We start from the raw sequence: 22,505 nt of genomic DNA, 5'->3' as shown, positions 1-22,505 counted from the left end.
TTACTCCCACTCAATAGTTGCTGGTGGCTTTGAACTAATATCATAAACCACTCTGTTAATCCCTTTAACTTCATTTATTATTCTATTGGAAATCCTTGCAAGCACATCATAGGGGATTTTAGCCCAGTCTGCAGTCATTCCATCAAGGCTTGTAACAGCTCTAAAAGCGAGTACATGCTCATAGGTTCTTTCATCCCCCATAACACCAACACTTTTCACAGGCAAAAGCACAGTAAAAGCCTGCCAAATTTCTCTATAAAGTCCTGCTTTTTTTATCTCTTCAATAGCGATAGAGTCTGCTTCTCTTAAAATATCCAATCTTTCTTTTGTAATATCTCCAATCACTCTAATGGCTAACCCAGGGCCAGGAAAAGGGTGTCTGTATACTATATCCTCGGGCAAACCCAACTCTAAACCTACTTGCCTTACTTCATCTTTAAAAAGTTCTCTTAAAGGCTCAATCAGTTTGAAATTCATCTTTTCTGGCAAACCACCCACATTATGATGGGTTTTAATTGTTGCAGAAGGGCCTTTAAAGGAAACAGACTCTATTACATCAGGATAAAGTGTTCCTTGAGCTAAAAAATCAAACCTACCAAGCTTTTCAGCTTCTCTTTCAAAGATTTTTATAAAGAGATTTCCTATTATCTTTCTCTTTTTCTCAGGGTCAGTTACCCCTCTTAGAGCCTTTAAAAATTCCTCTTCTGCATCCACAAAAATAAGATTTATATTAAAATTATCTCTAAATGTTTTAACTACTTGCTCAGCCTCATTTTTTCTCAATAAACCATTATTTACAAAAACACATGTTAAATTTTTCCCAATAGCTTCATTTAATAAAACAGCAACAACAGATGAATCAACTCCACCACTAAGTGCACATAAAACCTTTTTATCACCAACCTGTTCTCTAATCTTTTCTATTTCATTGTGAATAAAATTACCCGCAGTCCAAACAGGCAAGCAACCACAAATTTTAATAGCAAAATTTGCTAAGATGCTGCTACCATAATCGGTATGAGCAACCTCAGGGTGAAACTGAAGCGCATAAAACGGTTTCTCTTTGTGTTTCATAGCTGCTACAGGTGAATTATCAGTTTTTCCTATTACGATAAAATCTTCAGGCATTTTTTCCAATCTATCCCCATGACTCATCCATACTTTTAACTTCCCATTCTCCAATGGTATATCATCAAAAAGTATCTCCTTTTGATTAACAATGAGTTCAGCATAGCCATATTCTCTCTTTTCAGCTCTACCAACAACACCATTAAAATGTTTACACATCAACTGCATCCCATAACATATACCAAGAACAGGGATACCAAGCTCATATATCTCTTCACTTACAAAAGGAGCATCTTCATCATATACACTTTTAGGACCACCTGAGAGGATCATACCTTTAGGATTAAACTCTTTTATCCTTTCCAATTCAACATTATACGGAAAAATTTCGCAATAAACCCTATTTTCCCTTATTCTTCTAGCTATAAGCTGCGTATATTGAGACCCAAAATCTAAAATCAATATTTTATTGTGCAAATAATCCATTATTCACCCCTATATCAATTATCTGTAATCCTATAAAATTATGTTGATATCCAATAGTTTGGTGCTTCTTTTGTGATAATCACATCATGCACATGACTTTCTCTAAGACCAGAGTTTGTAATTTTTACAAATTTTGCATTTTTTCTTAATTCTTCAATGGTAGCACATCCACAATACCCCATACCTGCTCTAAGACCACCAACAAGCTGATATATCGTATGACTTAAATCCCCTTTGTAATGCACTCTACCTTCGATCCCTTCTGGTACAAACTTGCTCTCCACATCCATTTCATCTTGGAAATATCTATCTTTACTACCTTTTTTCATCGCACCAACAGAGCCCATACCTCTATAAACTTTATAGCTTCTCCCTTGATAAAGCTCTATTTCACCAGGTGATTCTGTTGTTCCAGCTAAAAGTGAACCGATCATAACCACAGACGCACCAGCGCCTATCGCTTTAACAATATCTCCAGAAAATTTTATCCCACCATCAGCAATAATTGGTATATTATATTTATCAGCAACTTGTGCACAATCCATGATAGCCGTAATTTGAGGCACCCCAACACCTGCTACAACTCTAGTTGTACAAATAGAACCAGGTCCGATCCCCACCTTTACACAATCAGCACCAGCTTTTATTAAATCTTCACAGGCTTCAGCTGTTGCCACATTTCCAGCCACTAAATCCAAATCAGGATATTTTTTCTTTATAGCCTTTACCGTTTCAATTACTTTTACAGAATGCCCATGAGCTGTATCCACTACAATAACATCAACCCCTTTTTCCACTAAAGCATCTACTCTTTCATAAGTATCTGGCCCCACTCCAACAGCTGCACCAACCCTTAGCCTGCCAAGCTCATCTTTAGTTGCATTAGGATATTTCAATTTCTTATTTATATCCTTGATAGTAATGAGCCCTTTTAATTCAAAGTTATCATCCACCACCAATAATTTTTCAATTCTATGTTTTTGAAGATGTTCTTTAGCCTCTTCTAATGATGTACCCACAGGAACTGTTACAAGATTTTCCTTTGTCATGTATTTTTCAACCTTGCCAGTATAATCTGTAACAAAACGCAAATCTCTATTAGTAATAATCCCCACAAGTTTATGCCCTTTAACCACAGGAATACCACTAATCTTGTATTTAGCCATAAGATCCAAAGCATCCTGTACAGTTTTTTCAGGCTCTATGGTGATAGGATCCACTATCATACCACTTTCAGAACGCTTAACTTTATCAACCTCTTCAGCTTGCTCTTCTATACTCATATTTTTATGAATAAATCCAAGTCCACCTTCTTGAGCAATAGCAATAGCCATCCTCGCCTCAGTTACTGTATCCATCGCAGCACTAACAATGGGGATGTTTAATACAATTTTTGAAGTCAAATAAGTAGTCGTTGAAACATCTTTTGGTAACACTTCACTTTTTTGAGGCACAAGTAAAACATCATCAAAAGTTAAAGCTTCTTTAATTATTTTTCCATTCATCTATAACCTCACTTTTTTAATATCCCCAATCTCTACTATATCTGAAATCTTTATCAATTGTTCTATTACTAATTTTTGCTATTATTGGTAATTGCCTTTTAAACTGATTTTTTCTAATTCTTTCTTTAATGTTGTTAATAAAATTTTCACTAAAACCCATTCTGATAAGTTCTACACTATCTTTTCTATCGTCAATCATAGCTTTTAGTAATCTATCAACCTCTTTATAAGTAAAACCCAACTCATCTTCGTCACTTTGGCCTTCCCATAAATCTGCTGTTGGCTTCTTCTCTATAACTCTTTTTGGAATATTTAAATATACTGCAAGCTCCCATACTTGAGTTTTATATAAATCACCAATTGGATTAATAGCAGAAGCAAGATCACCATACCAGGTTCCATAGCCAAGTAACAACTCAGTCTTATTGCTTGTTCCTAAAACAAGTCCGCCGACCTCTGCCGATTTATCAAAAAGAACTATCATCCGCATCCTTGCCATCACATTCCCTTTTCTCAACTTAGAAATATCTGGATTCTTATCAAAATATGGATCAACAAAATCTGTTATCTCAATTATTTCGAAATTAACTCCCAAAAAATCTGCAACTAACTTTGCATCATCAAGACTCTCTTTACTACTTGTTTTATAAGGTAAAGCATAAGCATAAACCCTATCTTTACCCAACGCTAATGTGGCCAATGTGGCACTTAAAGCAGAATCAATACCACCACTTAAACCAACAACTACATTTTTAATTCCAACTTTTTCAGTCTCATTTTTTATAAAATCAGTCAAAACCTTTGTAACTAGTCTATAATCCAAATTAAGTTCACTTTTACCCATTTATATCTCCATCTTTTTAATTGTATGCAATATAATCTGTGCTTTATCATCCTTTAAAAATGGTGATATAACTCTTGCTCTTTTTAATTCACTTTTTTCAATATTAACCATAACATCTGCATTATCAAAAAGAGGTAACTCTGTAATTATTTCTCCCATAGGTGAAAAAATTGTTGAGCCGCCCCAAAAGGTTACACCCTCTTCTACACCAACTCTATTAACAAAAACTACATAAGCATTACAACTTAAGGCCATATATTTTAAAGCAGTATACCAAAAATCTTTCGAATAAAATTTATTTTCATATAAACCCCTGGCAGGGCTATTAGAAATCACATAAATAATCTCAACTTTTTGTAATTTCATTGCATATATGGAACTTACCTGTAAAGCATCTTCACAAATCAATAACCCACTTCTAAAATGCTTAGTATTAAAGACTGTAAATCTATTTCCCGCTGTAAAATATCTACCTTCTTCAAACATTGTATAATCAGGTAAATAAACTTTTCTATGAATATATTTCAATTCTTCATCTTCAAAATAAAATGCAGAATTATATAAAAGATAATCCTCATCCTCTAAAACTCCACCAATAATTATAGAGATATATTTCGATAATTCTTTTATCTTTTTTAAAATTGGAGATTTCAAACTGAGACCTGCATCAACAACGAGATCTCTTAAAAAATAACCACTTAATGAAAGCTCTGGGAAAACAATAATATCCGCTTTTGATTCTATACCCTTTTCTATCAAACCTATATGTAAATCAAGATTTTTGTTGATATCCCCCAAATAAGGGCTTATTTGTGCTAAAGTTATTTTGGCCATTATCAACTCCCGAAAAAATATACTATACTTTTCTCACAAATGTCCCACTTTTGCCACCTGTTTTTTTAATCAACATTATATCAGAAATAATCATTTCTTTATCAACAGCTTTACACATATCGTAAATTGTCAGTGCAGCAACAGAAACACCTGTTAATGCTTCCATTTCAACACCAGTTTTTCCTGTTAATCTAACTTTGCAGTCAATTTTTATTCTATTCTTATCTGGTTCAGGAGTAAAATGTATTTCTGCACCTGTTATATTTAATGGGTGACACATTGGAATCAAATCTGATGTTTTTTTCAAAGCCATTATACCTGCAACTCTAGCAACCTCAAAAACATTCCCCTTTTCAATCTTCTTGTTTAAAATCAAATCAAGCGTTTCTTGTTTCATATAAATAAAGCCTGATGCATGTGCCTCTCTAAAAGTATCACTCTTTTCGCTCACATCCACCATTTTACTTCTACCTTCTTCATCAAAATGAGTAAATTTCATACATCCCCCTTTACAGGTAAATATTTAAACAGTGTATCCGGATCTACAGTACTTTCGATATAATCCCATATTTTACCATCATAATTTTTAATTTCAAAAAACCTTTTTTCATCAGCGACATATCTAAGTTTTGCATACTCATTTTTACTTTTTCCATCCTGTGTAAAAATAACAATTTGATAATTTTTAGCTTTTTCTATAAACATTTTAAAGAAAATAACCTCTATAAACTTTTGTAAGATATCTGCAAAAGGGTTATTCTTATCCAATACTTTTACACCTTTCTTCACCTCAATATCATATAAAAGAGAAACTGTAACAGTATCACCTGATTTTTTTACTGAATGTAATTTAAATACAGGGACATAGCCGGTATCCATAAAAAATCTTGATTCTTTCATATAAAAATTATACCTTTTTATCATACTATCTAAATCAATTTCTAATTTTTTTAATTGGTACGGTACCCTTTTAACTTCCTTTTTTAATGTATATCTCAATTCTATATATTTCTTTAAAACATAACCAGTCCTGACATTATTGTATTTAACTAAATACCAGTCAGCGTTTACATCTTGAATTACTATAATTTTTGAACCTTTATAAATTTTTCTCAGTTTTTTTGATTTTGTATCAGGTTGTTTATAGACATATGTAGTGTTTTTTACTTTAGCGAGAAGTTCTACATATTTGTTTGACGCAGTTTTATTATCTGAAAAGCCTAAAGTAGGTAAAATTAAAATTATTAGATAAACTAAATACCTAAACATTAAACCTAAAATATATTATATCTCCGTCTTTTACAATATACTCTTTCCCTTCTAACCTGAGTTTACCCAATTCTTTAATTTTCTGCATCGATTTGTACTCTTTAAATGTGCTGTAATCAACAACCTCTGCCCTAATAAAACCTCTTTCAATATCTGAGTGAATTTTTCCAGCAGCTTTAACAGCCGTTGTTCCATTCTTTATAGTCCAAGCTTTTACCTCTTTTTCCCCTGCTGTAAAAAAAGTTATTAAATCTAATAACTTATAACCTTCTATAATTAATGTTTCCAAACCAGATCTTTCAACACCTAGCTCTTCTAAATACTGTTTAGCTTCATCTTCTTCAAGCTCAGCGAGTTCCGCTTCCATCTTCCCACTAATTTTAATAACTTTTGCATTTTCTCTCTCAGCTATTTCTTTAACCTGTTTAACATAATCATTATCTTCGAATAATCCATCTTCATCAACATTTAATACATACATCATTGGCTTTAATGTAAGTAGATTATATTCTTTAAGAAGTACCTTTTCCTCTTCGGATAAAAGATTTCTTAATAATATGCCCTCTGATGCTTTTGAATAAATACTTTTTAAAACTGCAACTCTCTCTTTTAATTCTTTATTCCCACTTTTAGCATTTTTTTCCAATTTTAATATAGCCTTATCCAAAACTTCTAAATCAGCTAACAGTAACTCTGTATTTATAATCTCAATATCGTTTGCAGGATCAACTTTCCCATGGACATGAACTACATTTTCATCATCAAAACATCTCACAACATGAGCAATAGCGTCAACCTGTCTAATATTAGATAAAAATTGGTTACCAAGCCCTTCACCTTTGCTGGCACCTTTTACTAAACCTGCAATATCAACAAACTCAATTACTGTTGGTGTAACCTTTTTAGGTTTTATACAATCAGCTATAAAATAAAGTCTTTCGTCAGGTACATTAACAATACCCACATTCGGATCAATAGTACAAAATGGATAGTTTGCACTTTCAGCTTTTGCTCTCGTTAATGCATTAAATATAGTAGATTTCCCAACATTTGGTAATCCTATAATACCGCAATTAAATCCCATCTAAACCTCACTCTTTCAAATTTATAACAAAAAAGGCCGCTAAAAGCGGCCTTTTTTATAACAATGGAGCTATAATCAGAGAAACAATACTCATCAATTTTATTAAGATATTCATTGCTGGTCCGCTTGTATCTTTAAATGGGTCACCAACTGTATCTCCCACAACTGCAGCTTTATGAGCTTCACTACCTTTTTTCTCCCCTGGAATTTCACCCTTTTCTATTGCCTTTTTAGCATTATCCCAAGCACCACCAGCATTAGCCATAAGTAATGCAAGTAGAACACCAGTAACAGTTGCACCAGCAAGCATACCACCAAGAGCTTCTTTACCTATACCAAATCCTACAATAATAGGTGCAATAACAGCTATCACACCAGGTAAAACCATTTCTCTTAAAGCAGCTTTAGTAGAAATATCCACACATGTTTTTGGATCAGGCTTAACACCAGGTTTACCTTCAAGAAGACCAGGGATTTCTCTAAACTGTCTTCTGATTTCTTCAACCATTTGCCCAGCAGCTTTACCAACAGATGTCATTGTTAAAGCTGCAATCAAAAATGGTAGGAAACCACCTATTAACATACCAATAACAACGTTTGGATGAGTAATATCTATAATATCAATTTTAGCACTACTACTATAAGCGGCAAAAAGAGCCAAAGCAGTTAACGCAGCAGAACCAATAGCAAACCCTTTACCAACAGCAGCAGTAGTATTACCAAGAGCATCTAAACTGTCTGTAATTTTTCTAACTTCTGGTCCAAGTTCTGCCATTTCAGAAATACCACCTGCGTTATCAGCAATTGGACCATAAGCATCAACTGTCATAGTTACACCAACAGTAGCAAGCATACCCACAGCAGCTATCCCTATACCGTAAAGTCCAGCTGTGCTGTTTGCAACAAAAATGGCAATACATATCATTACAATTGGTAAAACTGTACTTTCCAAACCAACCGCAAATCCGTGAATAATATTTGTAGCAGGTCCAGTTTTAGAAGCTTCTGCAATTCTACGAACTGGTCCAGCAGAAGTGTAATATTCTGTAATTAAACCTATTGCAATCCCTGCTATTGTACCAAGAAATAAAGCCCAGAAAACACCAGTACTTATTCCAAATGATTTAATCGCAACATAAGCACCCACTATAAAAAGTATAGCACCTATAAATGTAGAATATCTCAAAGCTTTTTGAGGATCTGTATTTTTAAGAACTTTCATAGAGAAAACACCAATTAATGAAGCTGCCAATCCAATAACAGCCAAAAAAACAGGTAGGTACATTAAATATGGCTGAAGATTTGCTCCACCAAGCTTAGCAAGTAATGCCTCATTTGCTGTAGCAGCAATTGCAACTGTTGCGATAATAGAACCAACGTATGATTCAAAGATATCAGCACCCATTCCTGCGATATCACCAACATTATCACCCACGTTATCAGCAATAACACCAGGGTTTCTTGGGTCATCCTCAGGGATTCCTGCTTCTACTTTACCAACTAAGTCAGCACCAACGTCAGCAGCCTTTGTATAAATACCACCACCAACTCTAGCAAAAAGGGCAATTGAAGATGCACCCATTGCAAATCCGTTTATATACTTAGCATTCTCTGGATCGCCAAAAAGTGCAAAGTATATACCAACACCTAATAACCCAAGACTTGCCACTGCAAGCCCCATAACCGCACCACCGTTATAGGAAACAAAAAGTGCAGCATCCATCCCTTTGCTTCTTGCAGCTTCACTTGTCCTTACATTAGCTCTGGTAGCAGATTTCATACCAAAAAATCCTGCTAATACTGAACAAATAGCACCACTTAAGAAAGCAATAGCTGTTTTAAAGCCTAAATCTTTAGAAAACAGCATCAATAAGAAAACAATTATTACAAAGATAGAAAGTACCCTGTACTCCCTACCTAAAAAAGCCATTGCTCCATCATGGATCATCTCAGATATCTCTTTCATCTTCTCATTACCGACAGGCTGACTTTTGATGTAGTTATAAATCAGAAAAGCGATTATCAGCCCAGCTACCCCCATAATAGGAGCAAGATACATTAAGGTTGACGACATTGGTTATCCTCCTTTTCTATTTTTTTATTGTTGAAATTATTCATTGCTGCCTTTGCCCCACTCTCAATAAAACATTGGATAGCATTTCTACATAAAACTAACAAATCTGGCAACACTTTTTTCTCAAAACTATTAAATTCGGCTAAAACATACTTAGATGTGTATTCTGAGCGCAACGGTTTTGATATACCTATTTTAAACCTATAAAAATCAGTACTGTCTAAATGATTTATAATAGAACGGATACCATTATGCCCACCGTCACTGCCACCTTTTTTAAATTTTATCTTACCAAAATCCATATCAAGATCATCATGTATAACGAGTATATCCTCAACATTTATTTTATAAAAATCAACTATTTCCTTAACAGACTCACCACTTCTATTCATATAAGTAAAAGGTTTTAAAAACAGCCAATTCTTATATTCACCATAAACACCTTTAAACCCACTTTTAAAGTTTACGTTAAAGTAAGATGCAACTTCATCTAATACCATAAATCCAATATTATGCCTAGTTTTAGCATATTCTTTGCCTGGATTTCCCAGGCCTACGATCAACTTTTTACTCATCAACTTGTAAATAAAGAACTAATACTCTCTTTCTTATGAATCCTTTTTATAGCCTCAGAAAAAATATCTGCAACTGATAAAACCTTTATTTTGGAAATAGATATTTTATCCTTTGATAGTTCAATTGTATTCGTAACAACAACTTCTTCTAAGGCGCTATTTACTATACGCTCTATTGCAGGACCGCTTAAAACAGCATGGGTTGCACAAGCCCTAACACTTTTTGCTCCCATTTCCAAAACAGCATTTGCAGCCTCTGTCAATGTACCTGCAGTATCAATCATATCATCCACTATAATAACATGCTTATTTTTAACATCACCGATAACATGCATAGCTTTTGCTTCATTTGGAGCTGTTCTTCTTTTATCAATAATAGCCAAAGAAGTGTTCAATATTTTTGCGTAAGCTCTAGCTCTTGGAACACCACCAGCATCTGGAGAAACTATAACGTAATCATTACCCTGAGCACCATTATCTATCAAATATTTTGTTATAATCGGTGAAGCATATAGGTTGTCAACTGGAATATCAAAAAATCCCTGAATTTGTCCAGCATGCAAGTCCATTGTAACCATTCTATTTATACCAGATGTGGTCAAAAGATTTGCCACAAGCTTTGCGGTAATTGGAACCCTTGGTTCAACAGTTCTATCCTGTCTTGCATACCCAAAATAAGGGATGACAGCTGTTACAGAATTAGCTGAAGCTCTCCTTAGAGCATCTACCATTATCATCAATTCCATAAGATGCTTTTCTGCAGGATTATTTGAAGATTGAATAACAAAAACGTCTCTACCCCTAACACTCTCATTAATCCTTACAAATATTTCACCATCACTAAATTGAGTTACTGTAGCATCACTAAGTCTCATACCAAGTTTTTTAACTATCTCTTCAGCAAGCTGTTTATTTGAATTTCCACAAAAAACTAAAAAATCCATATCTTTACCCATTTTTTATTCTCCTACAATATATTAGTTTTTAAAACAAAATATCCTTTATTGGAAATCTTCTTAAAAAAGTTATAGGCGTTATTTAACTGATTTTTAGAATCAAAAAGACCAAAAATAGTTGAGCCACTACCAGACATTAAAGATTTTAATGCGCCAAGGTTTTCCATGGTATTTTTTATAAAATACAACTCCTTATAATCTTTAAACACTGCAGTCTCTAAACTATTGCACATCAATTTGCTTAATTCGTTTAAATTTGAAAGCGAATGAATATTAGTAATATGTGGTTTAGTTGTCAACTTCAAATTTTTACTACTATATGCATCTTTCGTGCTAACTCCAAATTGTGGTTTAACTAATAAAACATAACACTTTGGTAAATCTACTTCATACAATATTTCATCACCAATCCCTTCTGCAACAACTGCTTTATCAAATAAAAAAATTGGAGCATCGGCACTAACTCTTTTTAATACATTTATCATTTCATCCTTTGACATATTCAAATTAAAATACTCATTAATCATTCTTAAAAAAACAGCACAGTTGCTGCTTCCTCCACCTAACCCTGCTTCAATGGGAATATTTTTAAATAGCGTAACTTTTATATTTAAATCCAAACCGTACTCTTTTTTTAGTATTTCATACACTTTGAATATAAAATTTCTTTTATCAGTTGGTATCATTTTGTTATTACAGTAAATTTGAAATTTTTTATTCCTTTCAATTTTAATCACATCGTAAAAGTTTAATTTACCAAATAATGAAAAAATATTATGATATCCATCTTCCCTTTTGCCAGTAACATATAAAAAAAGATTAATCTTCGCATAACTTTTAGATAACATATAACTCATATGAAACCTCTATTTTAAATAAATGTGACTAACAGATGTGTTTCTTTGCCTTTAAATTCAATAGAGTTTATCGTTTTACCAGAATAATTATACTTTATTTCATTTTCACCCTTTTTGATTGATATAATTTTATAATTTCTATCTACGGTAAAAATAACACCTTTATTATCAACTAAAATAAGGTTCTCACCTTGCACCTTTTTATCTTTAACATCAAAAGGGGTTTTGTACGGAATATTTAATAAACCGATTAGAGATGAGGCATTTACATTATTTAAAAAATTCCTTAAATCTGACGATACATCCTCTTTTGCCTTTTTAACAATAACCTTTCCATCCTCAATATCAATTTCAGCCGCAATACTATTTAACACCCCTAGAATATAAAACTTAGCATCCCTATCACATTTTTTATTAAACAATGATTTAAACTTAACTTTATATAACCTATCTTCATAATTTATAACTGCTTTACCTTTAAAATTACACGGATAAAGATTTGCTTCTTTTATTTTTTTTATTAAAAGATTATTGGATGATTCAAATTTGAAAACAACCTTTTTAGCACAACCAGAGAAAATTAATAAACTTAGAAGAATATATACTATTATATTTTTATTCATTTTTATGAATTAAAAAATCTTCAACCTTTTTATCAGGATACAGTTTTTTAATAACCTTGATATAATGCTCCTTTATTTCCTCTTCCTGTGGAGCAAGAAGATAAGCTCTTTTTAAATATTCAAAAGATTTTGAATATAACCCTTTTTGATAAAATACCCACCCTATACTATCTATATATGCAGGATTATCAGGCTCAATTTCTAATGCTTTTTTTATCAATTTGTATGCATCATCAAGTTTAATCCCTTTTTCAGCATACATATAACCCAAAAAATTTAAAGCAGATGCGTTTCTAGGATTTATTTCGATAACTTTCAGCAAATACTTCTCTGCATTTTTAACATCTTTTAATTTTTCATAATTTATTGCCAAATCAAAATATATTTCCTCATCATCATTTCCAGCTTTTACTCCCTCTTTTAAAACGGATATTGCTTTTTCATACTCCCCCTTATCATAAAAAATAGCTGCTTTCAGTCTATAATAGTCAACATCTCTCATAGATTTATCGATACTATCTAGCAACTCCAATGACTTACCATATTCCCCTCGTTTTGAAAAAATAACAACCAATCTCTTTTTAGCTTCTGTATAATCAGAATCAATTTTTAAAGCTCCCTTATAAAATTTAATAGCTTCATCATAATTTTTTAAAATTTCGGATAGATAGCCTGCAAAATAATAAGACTGAACGTCATCATTTTTAATCTCTATTATCTTTTTAAAATAACTAAGAGCTCTATCATACACTTTTTTGTCAAAATAAATGCTTGCGAGCTGTTTCATAGCTGTGGTTTTAAGCAATTCATTATCACTTTTCTCAAGTTCCTCAAAAATCTCCACAGCCTTATCGTACTCTTTTAAATCCATATATAATCTGCCTAGTTGAAACTTAAGGCTTGCCTGCTCAGGATGTTTATTTACAACGCTTGATAAATACTTAACAGCTTTCTCTTTATCACCCTTTTTAAGGTAATAATCAGCAAGCTTGTATAGAGCCAAAGGATATTTATCATTCTTGTATGCTTGTTCTAAATCTTTTAAACCTTTTTTCTCCAAGCCAAGTTTGAGATAAAGGGTACCTCTTTGATAATAATATGCGGAAGAAGGGTTTAAACCAATCAACTCGTCCAACACACCAATAGCTTTAGCATAATCACCTTTTAGCTCATAAAGTTTCATTAGCTCCAACAAATAACCTTCTCTTTTCTCAATTTTTATCAGTTTAGATAGATATTTAATTGCTGAATCGTAATCTTTATAATATGTTTTATAAATATTTGCTAAATTATATAAAATACCTGGATAATCCTCTTTTTCTAAAAATTTCAGATATAAATCCCTTGCTTCATCATACCTTTTTAAACGGATTAGGTACTCCCCTTTTTTTAATACCAAATAAGGATCATTGTCATAGTTTAATAAATCGTCTATCAACTTCAATGCCTTATCATAATTACCTGTTTCTTCATATTTTAAGATATTGACATATTTGTCGTATAATATAGCAGGATTACTAATTTTTGCCTGATTAACAACAGAACATCCAAACAAAAAGAGAAAAAGAAAAAAAATTCTTATCATTTAAAGTATTTCTCCAAAAAATCTGTACTTACATCACCTTCAATAAATTTATAATGATCCATTATCTTTAAATGTAAAGGTATAGTTGTTTTTACACCTTCAATAATAAATTCATTTAAAGCCACTTTCATTTTTGAAATAGCTCCCTTTCTTGACTCAGAGTGCACTATTAATTTTGCAATCATCGAATCATAATATGGCAATACTGTATACTCCTGATAAGCAGCCGAATCAACCCTAACTCCGAAACCACCAGGAGCATAGTACGCATTTATCAAACCAGGTGAAGGCATAAAATTATCAGGGTCTTCCGCATTTATTCTACACTCTATGGCATGACCATTAATTTTAATATCTTCCTGTTTGTATGGTATCTCATAACCTGAGGCCACTAAAAGTTGCAGTTTTACTAGATCTACCCCCGTAATCATCTCAGTAACTGGATGCTCCACCTGAATTCTTGTGTTCATCTCCATAAAATAAAAGTTTCCAGAGCTATCCACAATATACTCGATAGTCCCAGCATTTTCATAACCTAGATTTTTTACAGCATTTACTGAAATCTCCCCCATTTTATATCTCATTCTTTCTGTTAAAAATGGGCTTGGTGCTTCCTCAATAAGCTTTTGATGTCTTCGTTGAATTGAACACTCTCTTTCAAAAAAGTGCACAGCGTTCCCTTTTGAATCGCCAAAAACCTGTATCTCGATATGTCTTGGAGATTCAATATATTTCTCTATATAAACATCTCCACAACCAAAAGCTTTTTCACTCTCATTTTTAGCCGTTTCAAATTGAGTTAAAAAGCTCATCTCGTTATGGGCAACACGCATCCCTTTCCCACCACCACCAGCAGAAGCCTTAATGATAACAGGAAATCCAATCTCTTTGGCTATTTTTAAAGCTTCATCAGGATCAGCCACAGCACCTTCACTACCAGGCACTACAGGGACACCATACTTTTTCATTGTCTCTTTTGCTTTTGCTTTGTTACCCATCAATTCAATATGCTCTGATTTTGGGCCAATAAATTTAAAACCGCAATCTTCACATATCTTTGCAAAATCAGCATTTTCAGCCAAAAAGCCGTAACCTGGGTGAATTCCATCAACATCTGCTACTTCTGCTGCAGCAATTATGTTTTTTATATTCAGATAACTATCTGAAGCGGTATGAGGCCCTATACAAATAGCCTCATCAGCAAATGCCACATGTAACGATTCCTTATCAGCGGTGGAATAAACTGCTACAGTTTCAATACCCAATTCTTTACAAGCTCTAATAATTCTTAATGCAATTTCACCTCTATTAGCGATTAGAACCCTTTTTAACATTTCATTCTCCTAGTTTCTAATTATAAAGGCTCAACAATAAAAATCGTCTCACCATACTCTACAGGTTTTGCGTTTTGTCCTACTTTTTTTATAATTTTACAATCAAATTCAGCTTCTATCTCATTCATAATCTTCATAGCTTCAATAATACATAATGTTTGCCCTTTTTTCACAGTATCCCCTTCTTTTACAAAGGGTTCTGCACCTGGAGCTGGTGCTTCATAAAAGGTACCCACTATAGGAGACTTTATCTCAACATAGTTAGAATCTTTTGTTGATTCTGCATTATCACTGCTGATTTGCTCTCCGCTATCACTTTCTTGTTTAGTGTTAATTTCACTCGGTTGCATTACCACTGGCTGCGAGGCACTCTGATTTGGTACAACATTAACCTCAACATTTTTTGAAAGGTAAATCCTTTCCGTATCGCTTTCATACTCAAACTCAGTAATATTACTTTTATCAATCAACTTAACTAACTCTTTAATAACTTTTAAATCCATCTCTAACTCCTTTTGTAAATTTTAAAATACTACTTAGCACTTTTAACTCTTTCTATATATTTGCCATCCCTCGTATCTATTTTTATCACATCACCCTCTGAAATAAATAACGGCACCTGAACTGTACCACCAGTAACAACTTTTGCAGGTTTTGAGCCTCCGCTTACCGTGTCACCTTTAACTCCAGGCTCAGTTTCAGCCACTTCTAATTCTACAAAAGTGGGTAATTCGATACCCACAGGTTTACCATTATATATCAAAACTGTAACATTTAAATTCTCTGGCATAAACAACGCAGCATCACCAACATCACTACTACTTATTGTTACCTGCTCATATGTTTCATTATCCATAAAATAATAGTTTTCCCCATCATTATAAAGATACTGCATCTCTTTTTCTTCAAAGTCCGGTTGTTTCAATTTTTCATCAGATTTAAAGTTTTTCTCGATAACATTCCCTGTTAACAAACTTTTTAATTTTGTTCTAACATTTGCTCCACCACGACCCATCTTAACATGAAGATATTCTACCACAACATAAGGTTCACCATCTACTTCAACCTTTGTGCCTCTTTTAAATTGATTAGGAGTAATCATTCTTCACCTCTCATTATTTTTGTATTTGATAAACATATCTATTAAGTTTTTCATTAAGTGTATTACAGCCATCTGATGTTACAACAATTGTATCCTCTAATCTTATCCCAAAATCATTTTCGAAATAAATACCTGGTTCTATAGTTAACACCATCCCTTCTTGCAAAACAGTTTGATCCCTCAAATTAAATGCAGGTTTCTCATGAACATCTATACCAATACCATGACCTAAGCCGTGATTGAAAAAGTTACCATAACCTTTTTTATCTATATAATCTCTAGCGACTTTATCCACATCTTTGCACTTCATACCAGGTTTTACACTCTCCTTTGCATACATTAACGCACTTTCTACAATTTCAATAATACTTAAAACATGTTTATCTCTTCCATCATAAATGACCCTGGTTATATCACTACAATAATTAACTTTGCATCCAAAATCTACGATTATCGGTTCATTTTTTAAAATTTTCTTATCACTAGCAACCCCATGAGGTAAAGCACCCCTAAACCCTGAAGCAACAATTGTATCAAAACTCGGTTTTCTTGCTCCATTAATTTTCATCATATTTTCCAGGTAAGCTGCAACTTTATTTTCCTCTTCGTTATATTTCATATTTTCTATCGTATTCAAAAAAGCCTTTTCAGCTATCAAGTAGGCTCCTTTTATTTCTTCAATCTCATTGCTATCTTTTATCATTCTCAAATCTTTAACATAATCATTTTCAGCTACTGAAACATCTATATTCAACTTTTGCAAAGACAATAAAACTGACAAATTGCTAGAAGGTTCAATGTAGGCTTTTTTATATTTGCAAAGAATTTTTTCAAAAAGCTCTTTATAATTATTCGCTATCTTTATCGTAAAATCTTCTATAACCTCTTTTTTTGACTGAATTTCGTATCTAAAATCAGTCAAAAATATATTATCATTTTCTGTTATAATTACAAAAGCAGTACTTCCAGTAAACCCTGTGAGATAAAAAATATTTGACATATCACTAATGAAATAAGGCAAATAACCATTTTTGCTCAAATAATCTCTTAATCTTGTAATTCTACTTTTGCGCATCAATATTACCTTTTGTCTTTTAGATAAAAAATTAGATAATCAATTGCATAGATATAAGAATTTACACCAAAACCGGATATAACTCCAATAGCTATATCCGAAAGAAATGAATGGTGTCTAAACTCTTCTCTTGCAAAGATATTACTTATATGTACTTCAATAAACGGTTTATCGACACCCAAAAGAGCATCTCTCAATGCAATACTTGTATGTGTATATGCTCCAGCATTTATGATAAAACCATCAACAATATTTGCAAGTTCATGAATTTTATCAATCAATTCCCCCTCATGATTTGACTGAAAAACATGTAGTTCAACATTTTTATTTTTTGCAAAGCTCTGTAATATATTTACCAAATCATCATAAGAGTTTTTACCATAAACGGAAGGTTCCCTCTTTCCCAATAAATTTAAATTTGGTCCATTCAAAACAGCAAGCTTAATCAATGTCAAACTCTCTTTTAAAATCTCTCTCAAAATATTTAATATAAAATTTCAGTTTTCCTATAATGGCATTCCTATCAAGAAGTGCCACTATATAATAAAAATTATTCAGTTTGTGAAGATAAAAAATCTCCTCACCACAATCTATTAACATTTTTTGCATCTTTCCAGTAACCAGATACGTTGTAACTTTATCTATATATCTAAGCACAGAAGAAAACTCAGCTGCTAGCTCTTCTGCTGTCCTGTCAGAAACTTCAACCTTATCAACAATAATTCCATCTTTATCAAATATAGCAAACAGTTTTAATCCATCAACAGCTTCAAAGATTCTGTTTATAATCTTTTTAAACACTTCTTTCCGCCTTTACTTTCTTGATATTTTCAAGCCATTTTTCAAGCTCATCTATAATCTTTTGATTTTTCTCATCAATTACTACATATTGAGTTTCTTCTGCAACTTGCTCAGTTAAAACTGTTTCTTCACCAGACTCATCAGTCTCTATATTCTGTACAAATTCCTCATCACCCTCCGTAATAGATGATTCCACATTTAATTCTTGTTTCTCAGTATCAATAGTTTCTTCTTCTATATTTTCAGTTTCAAGTTTTAAACCTGATTCATCATCAATACCTTTTTCTTCCTCTTTGCTAACACTTAAATCTTCCAATTCAAATTCAGGTTCTAACTTTTCACTTTCTTCTACTTCTTTCTCCAATTCATCAACTTCAAGTGAAGCTTCCTTTTCTTCTTCAACACCCTCATTTGACTCAACTAATAACTCACCCAACTCAGATTCAGAAATTTCATCTTTACCCTCTTTAAACTCAGTTTTAACTTTTTCCTCTTCACCCATTTCATCTATATCTGATAAACTTTTTTCAAGCTCTTCTTGTTTAACAACTTCAAACTCACTTTCAACCTTTAAATCTTCTGATAACTCCTCACCAACTTCCTCAGCAATCTCTTTAGCAGTCTCAGCTAATTTCTCTATTTCTTCTATCTCTTCCTCAGTTTTTGGAACAGCATCAATTTTTTCAGCTAACTCTTCTATCAGTTCTTTCAAATTATTATCTTCAGGGCTTGTCAAATGAGCTGTTCTATAATGAAAAAGAGCCTTTTCCAAATTACCCTCTGACCTATAAATATCACCAAGCAGTTTATTTGCTCGATAATTACTTTTCTCTAAAGTAGCAACCTCCACCAAAAGAACCTTTGCCTCATTTATCATCCCTTTTTCCAAATATGCTTGAGCTAAAATAGTCTTAGCTGCAAGGTAGTTTGGATTTTTATCTAACCCCTTTATACACACATCTATCACTTCATCATATTTTCCAAGTTTTAAATAAGCTATCGCAAGCGGCATAAACACTTTTGAACCTGGTTCCTCTTCTAATTTTTTTGAAAAATATTCGATATCTTTTAGATATCTTGCTCTGGTTTTCTCATCCATTTAAAACTCCATACTTTTTAAGTATTTTCATTACAAAATCAATACTTACTCCTTTAATTATTTTACCAGCCCCAATAGGGTTAGTCAAGGAAAGTACAATACCATAACTTTCAGCTTTTTTATCACCAGTTAAAGCATCCAAAAACCTGAAACTATCTTTAATTTTATAATCTATATCAAAATTATATCTTAAAAGTAGCTTTTTTACATAATACACGGTATCTTCATCAAGCTCACCTAATTCCATACCAATTAAAGACTCTAAATACATACCGATAGCAACAGCGTAACCATGCTTTATTTTGTGATCAGAGTCCACTTCTATTGCATGTCCTATTGTATGTCCAAAATTAAGAAATTTCCTAATACCTTGCTCAAACTCATCCTCTTTAACAACCTCCCCCTTTATTTTGCAACATTTATAAATCATATCAGCAATTACATTATCATTAGTTTTATTTAGAATGGAATCATAATTATCATTAAGGAAATCTGCAAACTGCTTATCAAACATTAAACCATATTTTAATACTTCAGCCAAACCATTTTGATATTCTACTTCTGGCAACGTATCTAAAAAAGAGGTGTCTATCACAACCTCTATCGGCTGTTTAAATGCTCCAATCAAGTTTTTTGTATCATGGAAATTTATCCCTGTTTTACCACCTACGCTACTATCAACCATTGACAAAAGAGTTGTTGGAACTTGGACAAAATTTATCCCTCTCATATAAATCGAAGCAGCAAAACCGCCCAAATCACCTACAATACCACCACCTACAACTACAAGAGTATCATGTCTCTTACATCTATTCTCTCTTAACCATGAAAGGACCTTCTGAACATTATCAAAATTTTTATTTTTTTCTGACGATTCAAAAATAAAAACATTCTCTAGCGAATTAAATCTATATTTATGAAAATGATAAACGTTTGAATCAATTAAAAAATAAGCATTTTCATAATCAGGGACAAAGGGTCTAAAATAAATGAAATATGAATAATCTACAGTTTTTTTTAAATCAACCATCAACTTTTTATTCATTTAAATACTCTACAATTTCATTTACAATCTCATCAATTGGACGCTCTGTAGTATCAACAATATAATCCGCCTTTATATATAATGGAGCCCTTTCAAACATTAATCTTTTAATCTCATCTATCACATTATCCACCATTAAAAGAGGTCTTGTTTCATCATTTCTAAGCCTTTCATAAATAGCCTCAGGGCTTGCAGCCAAGGTAATAATTACCCCATTACTTTTCATAATTTCATAATTACCTTCAGTGGTTAAAACACCACCTCCTGTTGCCACAACAAAATTATCTTTCTCGTTAATATCTTTTAATACTTCTGTTTCAATTTTTCTAAATTCTTCTTCGCCATCCTCTCTAAAAATCTCCACAATCTGCTTCCCTGTTTTTTCAACGATTAAATCATCCAAATCACTAAATTTTTTATTTAATTTTAATGCTAATGCTTTGCCAACTGTTGTTTTCCCGGTTCCCATAAAACCAATTAAGTAGATATTCATGCTTACTCCCTTTCAACTGTATTTATCCTATCACATCTTTTAGGTAAATTGTTCAACTTTAACATTTCATAATAATATCTTCCACAACCATCACTATACAACATATCTTCATTTTTCACAACCTTTCTTAACACTACACCTTTTGGAACATCAAAACTCACCCGCTTAACTTTTTTTAATGAATATTTCTCTATTTTAGCAACAATTGGAGCTGCTACTTTTCCACCTGTAGCGTCTTCATCAATGGTCTTATAATTATCATAACCAACCCATTGGACGACTACATAAGGTGGGAAAATTCCAACAAACCAGCAATCTTTACTATCATTACTTGTCCCTGTTTTACCAGCTGTTCCTGGTATTAAATTAGCTCCTCTTGCAGTTCCATATTGAACTACTTTTTTCATCAAATATATTGTCTGGTAAGCCGACTTTTCATCAACAACCTTTTGGCATTTTTCATCAGCTATATCGAGCTCTTTATCATCTATTTCGATCCTGTTAATAAATTTCATTTTACATCTATGCCCATAATTTGCTATTGCGCTAAAAGCATTAGCAACTGTAAAAGGTGTCTGAGGAATAGAGCCAAGAGGCATGGCATAAAAAGGTTTTACGTTCTCAAAACCCAGTTGATTAGCCATTTTAGACACCCTTTTTAACCCAACAGTTTCAGCAAGCTTGATTGTTAAATTGTTTAAAGAATAAATCAGCCCATTTCTTATATTTGTTCTACCCATATAAAAATCTTTAAAATTTTTAGGCTTATAAATAAAGCTCCCCTCTTTAAAAGCATAAGATTTATCTTCTAATACAAATGATGGTCTTAATCCATATGAAAAAGCCGTTAAATAAGTAACAGGCTTAAAAACTGAACCAACCTCTCTTTTAGCATAAAGAGCCCTGTTTAAAGCATAATCCCCATTGATAGTTCCAAGCACAGCCAAGACCTTTTTAGTTTTATAATTCAATATAACAGTTGAACCTTCCACCCCATCATATTTCTTTAATGAAGAAGTAACTACTCTTTTCATAACCTTGTAAAGTGTTTCATCTAAATTAGAATAAACCACAATGTTAGTTTTTTTATAATCCAGTTTATACTCTTTTAGCTCTTTTAAAACACCTTCTACATAATCGTTATACTTCACAAATGTTTTGGGATAGTTAAATCTTATGGGAGTTTCATCATCTGTAAATAGACTTGCAAGCTTTTCAAAATAGGCAAAATTATTATGTGCATCAACATTGTTAAATAACACTAGTAGTATTAAAAAAGTTTTCTCTTTTAATTTCAATTTTTCAAAATCAGTCCCAAAAAGATAAAAAGAATAACCATTTATCCCTTTTATACTTTGTTGAAAAACAAAATTGTTAGCAATAATAGTGTAAAAATCAGAATAACTATATTTTTTCCAAAATGCCTTATAAAATTGCTCTTTTAAAAATTCCTTATATGACAACCCAAAAACTTTATTTTTATATTTCTTATAAAATTTTTTAAAAAGTTGCTCCAAATAGATATCTTTCCCATTTGTTTTTAGAAAAAAATTATAGAGCTCATCAAAATTCTCAAAATCATTTTTTAAATTAACCAAACCACCAAAGTTATTGTACTGATGAAAAATAAGATTTCCGTTTTTCGAGTAAATTTTTAAAAAAGTTGTTCTTTCGCTATTTTCAATCTTTAATTTAGGAATTTCAATTAAAGATATTAGGTATTTTTTATAAAAATCGTTTAACTGAAATAAAAAAATAAGGGCAATCGCCACCAAAAAAATAAATAACAAAAAACC

23 protein-coding genes are annotated in these 22,505 nt (G+C 32.3%); all 23 read right to left on the bottom strand.

The window, feature by feature from the left end; genetic code table 11:
* Genes guaA through DEFDS_RS02240 form a run of 23 tightly spaced genes read right to left on the bottom strand, consistent with a single transcriptional unit; the run spans position 1 to position 22,481 of the window.
* The gene (gene guaA / locus DEFDS_RS02350; protein ID WP_013007212.1) at positions 1–1,554 is read right to left on the bottom strand and encodes a glutamine-hydrolyzing GMP synthase; all 1,554 of its coding nucleotides are present in this window, start codon (positions 1,552–1,554) and stop codon (positions 1–3) included.
* A 38-nt stretch (positions 1,555–1,592) separates the two neighbouring features.
* The gene (gene guaB, locus DEFDS_RS02345; protein ID WP_013007211.1) at positions 1,593–3,059 is read right to left on the bottom strand and encodes an IMP dehydrogenase; all 1,467 of its coding nucleotides are present in this window, start codon (positions 3,057–3,059) and stop codon (positions 1,593–1,595) included.
* A 16-nt stretch (positions 3,060–3,075) separates the two neighbouring features.
* Positions 3,076–3,903, bottom strand: a complete 828-nt coding sequence (locus DEFDS_RS02340) for an NAD+ synthase (RefSeq protein ID WP_013007210.1) — start codon at positions 3,901–3,903, stop codon at positions 3,076–3,078.
* Positions 3,904–4,737: a nitrilase-related carbon-nitrogen hydrolase gene (locus DEFDS_RS02335; RefSeq protein WP_013007209.1), complete on the bottom strand. Its 834-nt coding sequence runs from the start codon at positions 4,735–4,737 to the stop codon at positions 3,904–3,906.
* A gap of 22 nt (positions 4,738–4,759) precedes the next feature.
* A complete protein-coding gene (moaC, locus tag DEFDS_RS02330) occupies positions 4,760–5,236 on the bottom strand; it encodes a cyclic pyranopterin monophosphate synthase MoaC (protein WP_013007208.1) in 477 nt (158 codons plus the stop codon).
* Positions 5,233–6,006 carry an SH3 domain-containing protein gene (locus tag DEFDS_RS02325; RefSeq protein ID WP_013007207.1) on the bottom strand — a complete coding sequence of 258 codons (774 nt, stop codon included), beginning with the start codon at positions 6,004–6,006 and terminating at the stop codon, positions 5,233–5,235. The genes moaC and DEFDS_RS02325 overlap by 4 nt, the downstream gene beginning before the upstream one ends.
* A complete protein-coding gene (gene ychF, locus DEFDS_RS02320; RefSeq protein ID WP_013007206.1) occupies positions 5,999–7,090 on the bottom strand; it encodes a redox-regulated ATPase YchF in 1,092 nt (363 codons plus the stop codon). Before ychF ends, DEFDS_RS02325 begins: the two co-directional genes overlap by 8 nt.
* 55 nt (positions 7,091–7,145) lie before the next feature.
* Positions 7,146–9,164 (bottom strand): sodium-translocating pyrophosphatase, encoded by a 2,019-nt coding sequence (locus tag DEFDS_RS02315; protein ID WP_013007205.1) that lies wholly within the window; start codon positions 9,162–9,164, stop codon positions 7,146–7,148.
* Complete coding sequence (gene pth / locus DEFDS_RS02310) at positions 9,149–9,739, bottom strand: aminoacyl-tRNA hydrolase (RefSeq protein WP_041223565.1); 591 nt, start codon at positions 9,737–9,739, stop codon at positions 9,149–9,151. Before pth ends, DEFDS_RS02315 begins: the two co-directional genes overlap by 16 nt.
* Positions 9,739–10,695, bottom strand: a complete 957-nt coding sequence (locus tag DEFDS_RS02305; protein ID WP_013007203.1) for a ribose-phosphate pyrophosphokinase — start codon at positions 10,693–10,695, stop codon at positions 9,739–9,741. The genes pth and DEFDS_RS02305 overlap by 1 nt, the downstream gene beginning before the upstream one ends.
* An 11-nt stretch (positions 10,696–10,706) precedes the next feature.
* Positions 10,707–11,552 carry a 4-(cytidine 5'-diphospho)-2-C-methyl-D-erythritol kinase gene (ispE, locus tag DEFDS_RS02300; protein ID WP_013007202.1) on the bottom strand — a complete coding sequence of 282 codons (846 nt, stop codon included), beginning with the start codon at positions 11,550–11,552 and terminating at the stop codon, positions 10,707–10,709.
* A 14-nt stretch (positions 11,553–11,566) separates the two neighbouring features.
* Positions 11,567–12,175 (bottom strand): hypothetical protein, encoded by a 609-nt coding sequence (locus tag DEFDS_RS02295; protein WP_013007201.1) that lies wholly within the window; start codon positions 12,173–12,175, stop codon positions 11,567–11,569.
* The gene (locus DEFDS_RS02290; protein WP_013007200.1) at positions 12,168–13,760 is read right to left on the bottom strand and encodes a tetratricopeptide repeat protein; all 1,593 of its coding nucleotides are present in this window, start codon (positions 13,758–13,760) and stop codon (positions 12,168–12,170) included. Before DEFDS_RS02290 ends, DEFDS_RS02295 begins: the two co-directional genes overlap by 8 nt.
* The gene (accC, locus tag DEFDS_RS02285; protein WP_013007199.1) at positions 13,757–15,094 is read right to left on the bottom strand and encodes an acetyl-CoA carboxylase biotin carboxylase subunit; all 1,338 of its coding nucleotides are present in this window, start codon (positions 15,092–15,094) and stop codon (positions 13,757–13,759) included. The genes DEFDS_RS02290 and accC overlap by 4 nt, the downstream gene beginning before the upstream one ends.
* Positions 15,095–15,114: 20 nt before the next feature.
* Positions 15,115–15,597 (bottom strand): acetyl-CoA carboxylase biotin carboxyl carrier protein, encoded by a 483-nt coding sequence (gene accB / locus DEFDS_RS02280; protein WP_013007198.1) that lies wholly within the window; start codon positions 15,595–15,597, stop codon positions 15,115–15,117.
* A gap of 29 nt (positions 15,598–15,626) precedes the next feature.
* Positions 15,627–16,196, bottom strand: coding sequence for an elongation factor P (gene efp, locus DEFDS_RS02275; RefSeq protein WP_013007197.1), 570 nt, complete (start codon positions 16,194–16,196; stop codon positions 15,627–15,629).
* Positions 16,197–16,209: 13 nt separating this feature from the next.
* Entirely contained in the window at positions 16,210–17,271 is a 1,062-nt protein-coding gene (locus tag DEFDS_RS02270) for a M24 family metallopeptidase (protein WP_013007196.1), read from the bottom strand.
* A gap of 5 nt (positions 17,272–17,276) precedes the next feature.
* Positions 17,277–17,720, bottom strand: a complete 444-nt coding sequence (gene aroQ, locus DEFDS_RS02265; protein ID WP_013007195.1) for a type II 3-dehydroquinate dehydratase — start codon at positions 17,718–17,720, stop codon at positions 17,277–17,279.
* Positions 17,713–18,072, bottom strand: coding sequence for a roadblock/LC7 domain-containing protein (locus DEFDS_RS02260; protein ID WP_013007194.1), 360 nt, complete (start codon positions 18,070–18,072; stop codon positions 17,713–17,715). The genes aroQ and DEFDS_RS02260 overlap by 8 nt, the downstream gene beginning before the upstream one ends.
* Entirely contained in the window at positions 18,065–19,171 is a 1,107-nt protein-coding gene (locus DEFDS_RS02255) for a tetratricopeptide repeat protein (protein WP_013007193.1), read from the bottom strand. The genes DEFDS_RS02260 and DEFDS_RS02255 overlap by 8 nt, the downstream gene beginning before the upstream one ends.
* On the bottom strand, positions 19,164–20,216 hold the full coding sequence (gene aroB / locus DEFDS_RS02250) for a 3-dehydroquinate synthase (RefSeq protein ID WP_013007192.1): 1,053 nt from the start codon (positions 20,214–20,216) through the stop codon (positions 19,164–19,166). Before aroB ends, DEFDS_RS02255 begins: the two co-directional genes overlap by 8 nt.
* Complete coding sequence (locus DEFDS_RS02245) at positions 20,209–20,709, bottom strand: shikimate kinase (RefSeq protein ID WP_013007191.1); 501 nt, start codon at positions 20,707–20,709, stop codon at positions 20,209–20,211. The genes aroB and DEFDS_RS02245 overlap by 8 nt, the downstream gene beginning before the upstream one ends.
* Positions 20,710–20,711: 2 nt before the next feature.
* On the bottom strand, positions 20,712–22,481 hold the full coding sequence (locus tag DEFDS_RS02240; protein ID WP_161595852.1) for a transglycosylase domain-containing protein: 1,770 nt from the start codon (positions 22,479–22,481) through the stop codon (positions 20,712–20,714).
* Between the last annotated feature and the right edge of the window lie 24 nt (positions 22,482–22,505).

It is taken from the genome of Deferribacter desulfuricans SSM1 (assembly GCF_000010985.1).
Classification (GTDB): domain Bacteria; phylum Chrysiogenota; class Deferribacteres; order Deferribacterales; family Deferribacteraceae; genus Deferribacter; species Deferribacter desulfuricans.
Note: the sequence above shows the minus strand (reverse complement) of the source record. Positions and strands in the feature narration are given on the sequence as shown.

What these genes read in the sequence shown, in the direction of transcription:
- guaA (WP_013007212.1), bottom strand. Translation starts at nt 1,554, where the DNA reads ATGGATTATTTGCACAATAAAATATTGATTTTAGATTTTGGGTCTCAA.
- guaB (WP_013007211.1), bottom strand. Translation starts at nt 3,059, where the DNA reads ATGAATGGAAAAATAATTAAAGAAGCTTTAACTTTTGATGATGTTTTA.
- DEFDS_RS02340 (WP_013007210.1), bottom strand. Translation starts at nt 3,903, where the DNA reads ATGGGTAAAAGTGAACTTAATTTGGATTATAGACTAGTTACAAAGGTT.
- DEFDS_RS02335 (WP_013007209.1), bottom strand. Translation starts at nt 4,737, where the DNA reads ATGGCCAAAATAACTTTAGCACAAATAAGCCCTTATTTGGGGGATATC.
- moaC (WP_013007208.1), bottom strand. Translation starts at nt 5,236, where the DNA reads ATGAAATTTACTCATTTTGATGAAGAAGGTAGAAGTAAAATGGTGGAT.
- DEFDS_RS02325 (WP_013007207.1), bottom strand. Translation starts at nt 6,006, where the DNA reads ATGTTTAGGTATTTAGTTTATCTAATAATTTTAATTTTACCTACTTTA.
- ychF (WP_013007206.1), bottom strand. Translation starts at nt 7,090, where the DNA reads ATGGGATTTAATTGCGGTATTATAGGATTACCAAATGTTGGGAAATCT.
- DEFDS_RS02315 (WP_013007205.1), bottom strand. Translation starts at nt 9,164, where the DNA reads ATGTCGTCAACCTTAATGTATCTTGCTCCTATTATGGGGGTAGCTGGG.
- pth (WP_041223565.1), bottom strand. Translation starts at nt 9,739, where the DNA reads ATGAGTAAAAAGTTGATCGTAGGCCTGGGAAATCCAGGCAAAGAATAT.
- DEFDS_RS02305 (WP_013007203.1), bottom strand. Translation starts at nt 10,695, where the DNA reads ATGGGTAAAGATATGGATTTTTTAGTTTTTTGTGGAAATTCAAATAAA.
- ispE (WP_013007202.1), bottom strand. Translation starts at nt 11,552, where the DNA reads ATGAGTTATATGTTATCTAAAAGTTATGCGAAGATTAATCTTTTTTTA.
- DEFDS_RS02295 (WP_013007201.1), bottom strand. Translation starts at nt 12,175, where the DNA reads ATGAATAAAAATATAATAGTATATATTCTTCTAAGTTTATTAATTTTC.
- DEFDS_RS02290 (WP_013007200.1), bottom strand. Translation starts at nt 13,760, where the DNA reads ATGATAAGAATTTTTTTTCTTTTTCTCTTTTTGTTTGGATGTTCTGTT.
- accC (WP_013007199.1), bottom strand. Translation starts at nt 15,094, where the DNA reads ATGTTAAAAAGGGTTCTAATCGCTAATAGAGGTGAAATTGCATTAAGA.
- accB (WP_013007198.1), bottom strand. Translation starts at nt 15,597, where the DNA reads ATGGATTTAAAAGTTATTAAAGAGTTAGTTAAGTTGATTGATAAAAGT.
- efp (WP_013007197.1), bottom strand. Translation starts at nt 16,196, where the DNA reads ATGATTACTCCTAATCAATTTAAAAGAGGCACAAAGGTTGAAGTAGAT.
- DEFDS_RS02270 (WP_013007196.1), bottom strand. Translation starts at nt 17,271, where the DNA reads ATGCGCAAAAGTAGAATTACAAGATTAAGAGATTATTTGAGCAAAAAT.
- DEFDS_RS02255 (WP_013007193.1), bottom strand. Translation starts at nt 19,171, where the DNA reads ATGGATGAGAAAACCAGAGCAAGATATCTAAAAGATATCGAATATTTT.
- aroB (WP_013007192.1), bottom strand. Translation starts at nt 20,216, where the DNA reads ATGAATAAAAAGTTGATGGTTGATTTAAAAAAAACTGTAGATTATTCA.
- DEFDS_RS02245 (WP_013007191.1), bottom strand. Translation starts at nt 20,709, where the DNA reads ATGAATATCTACTTAATTGGTTTTATGGGAACCGGGAAAACAACAGTT.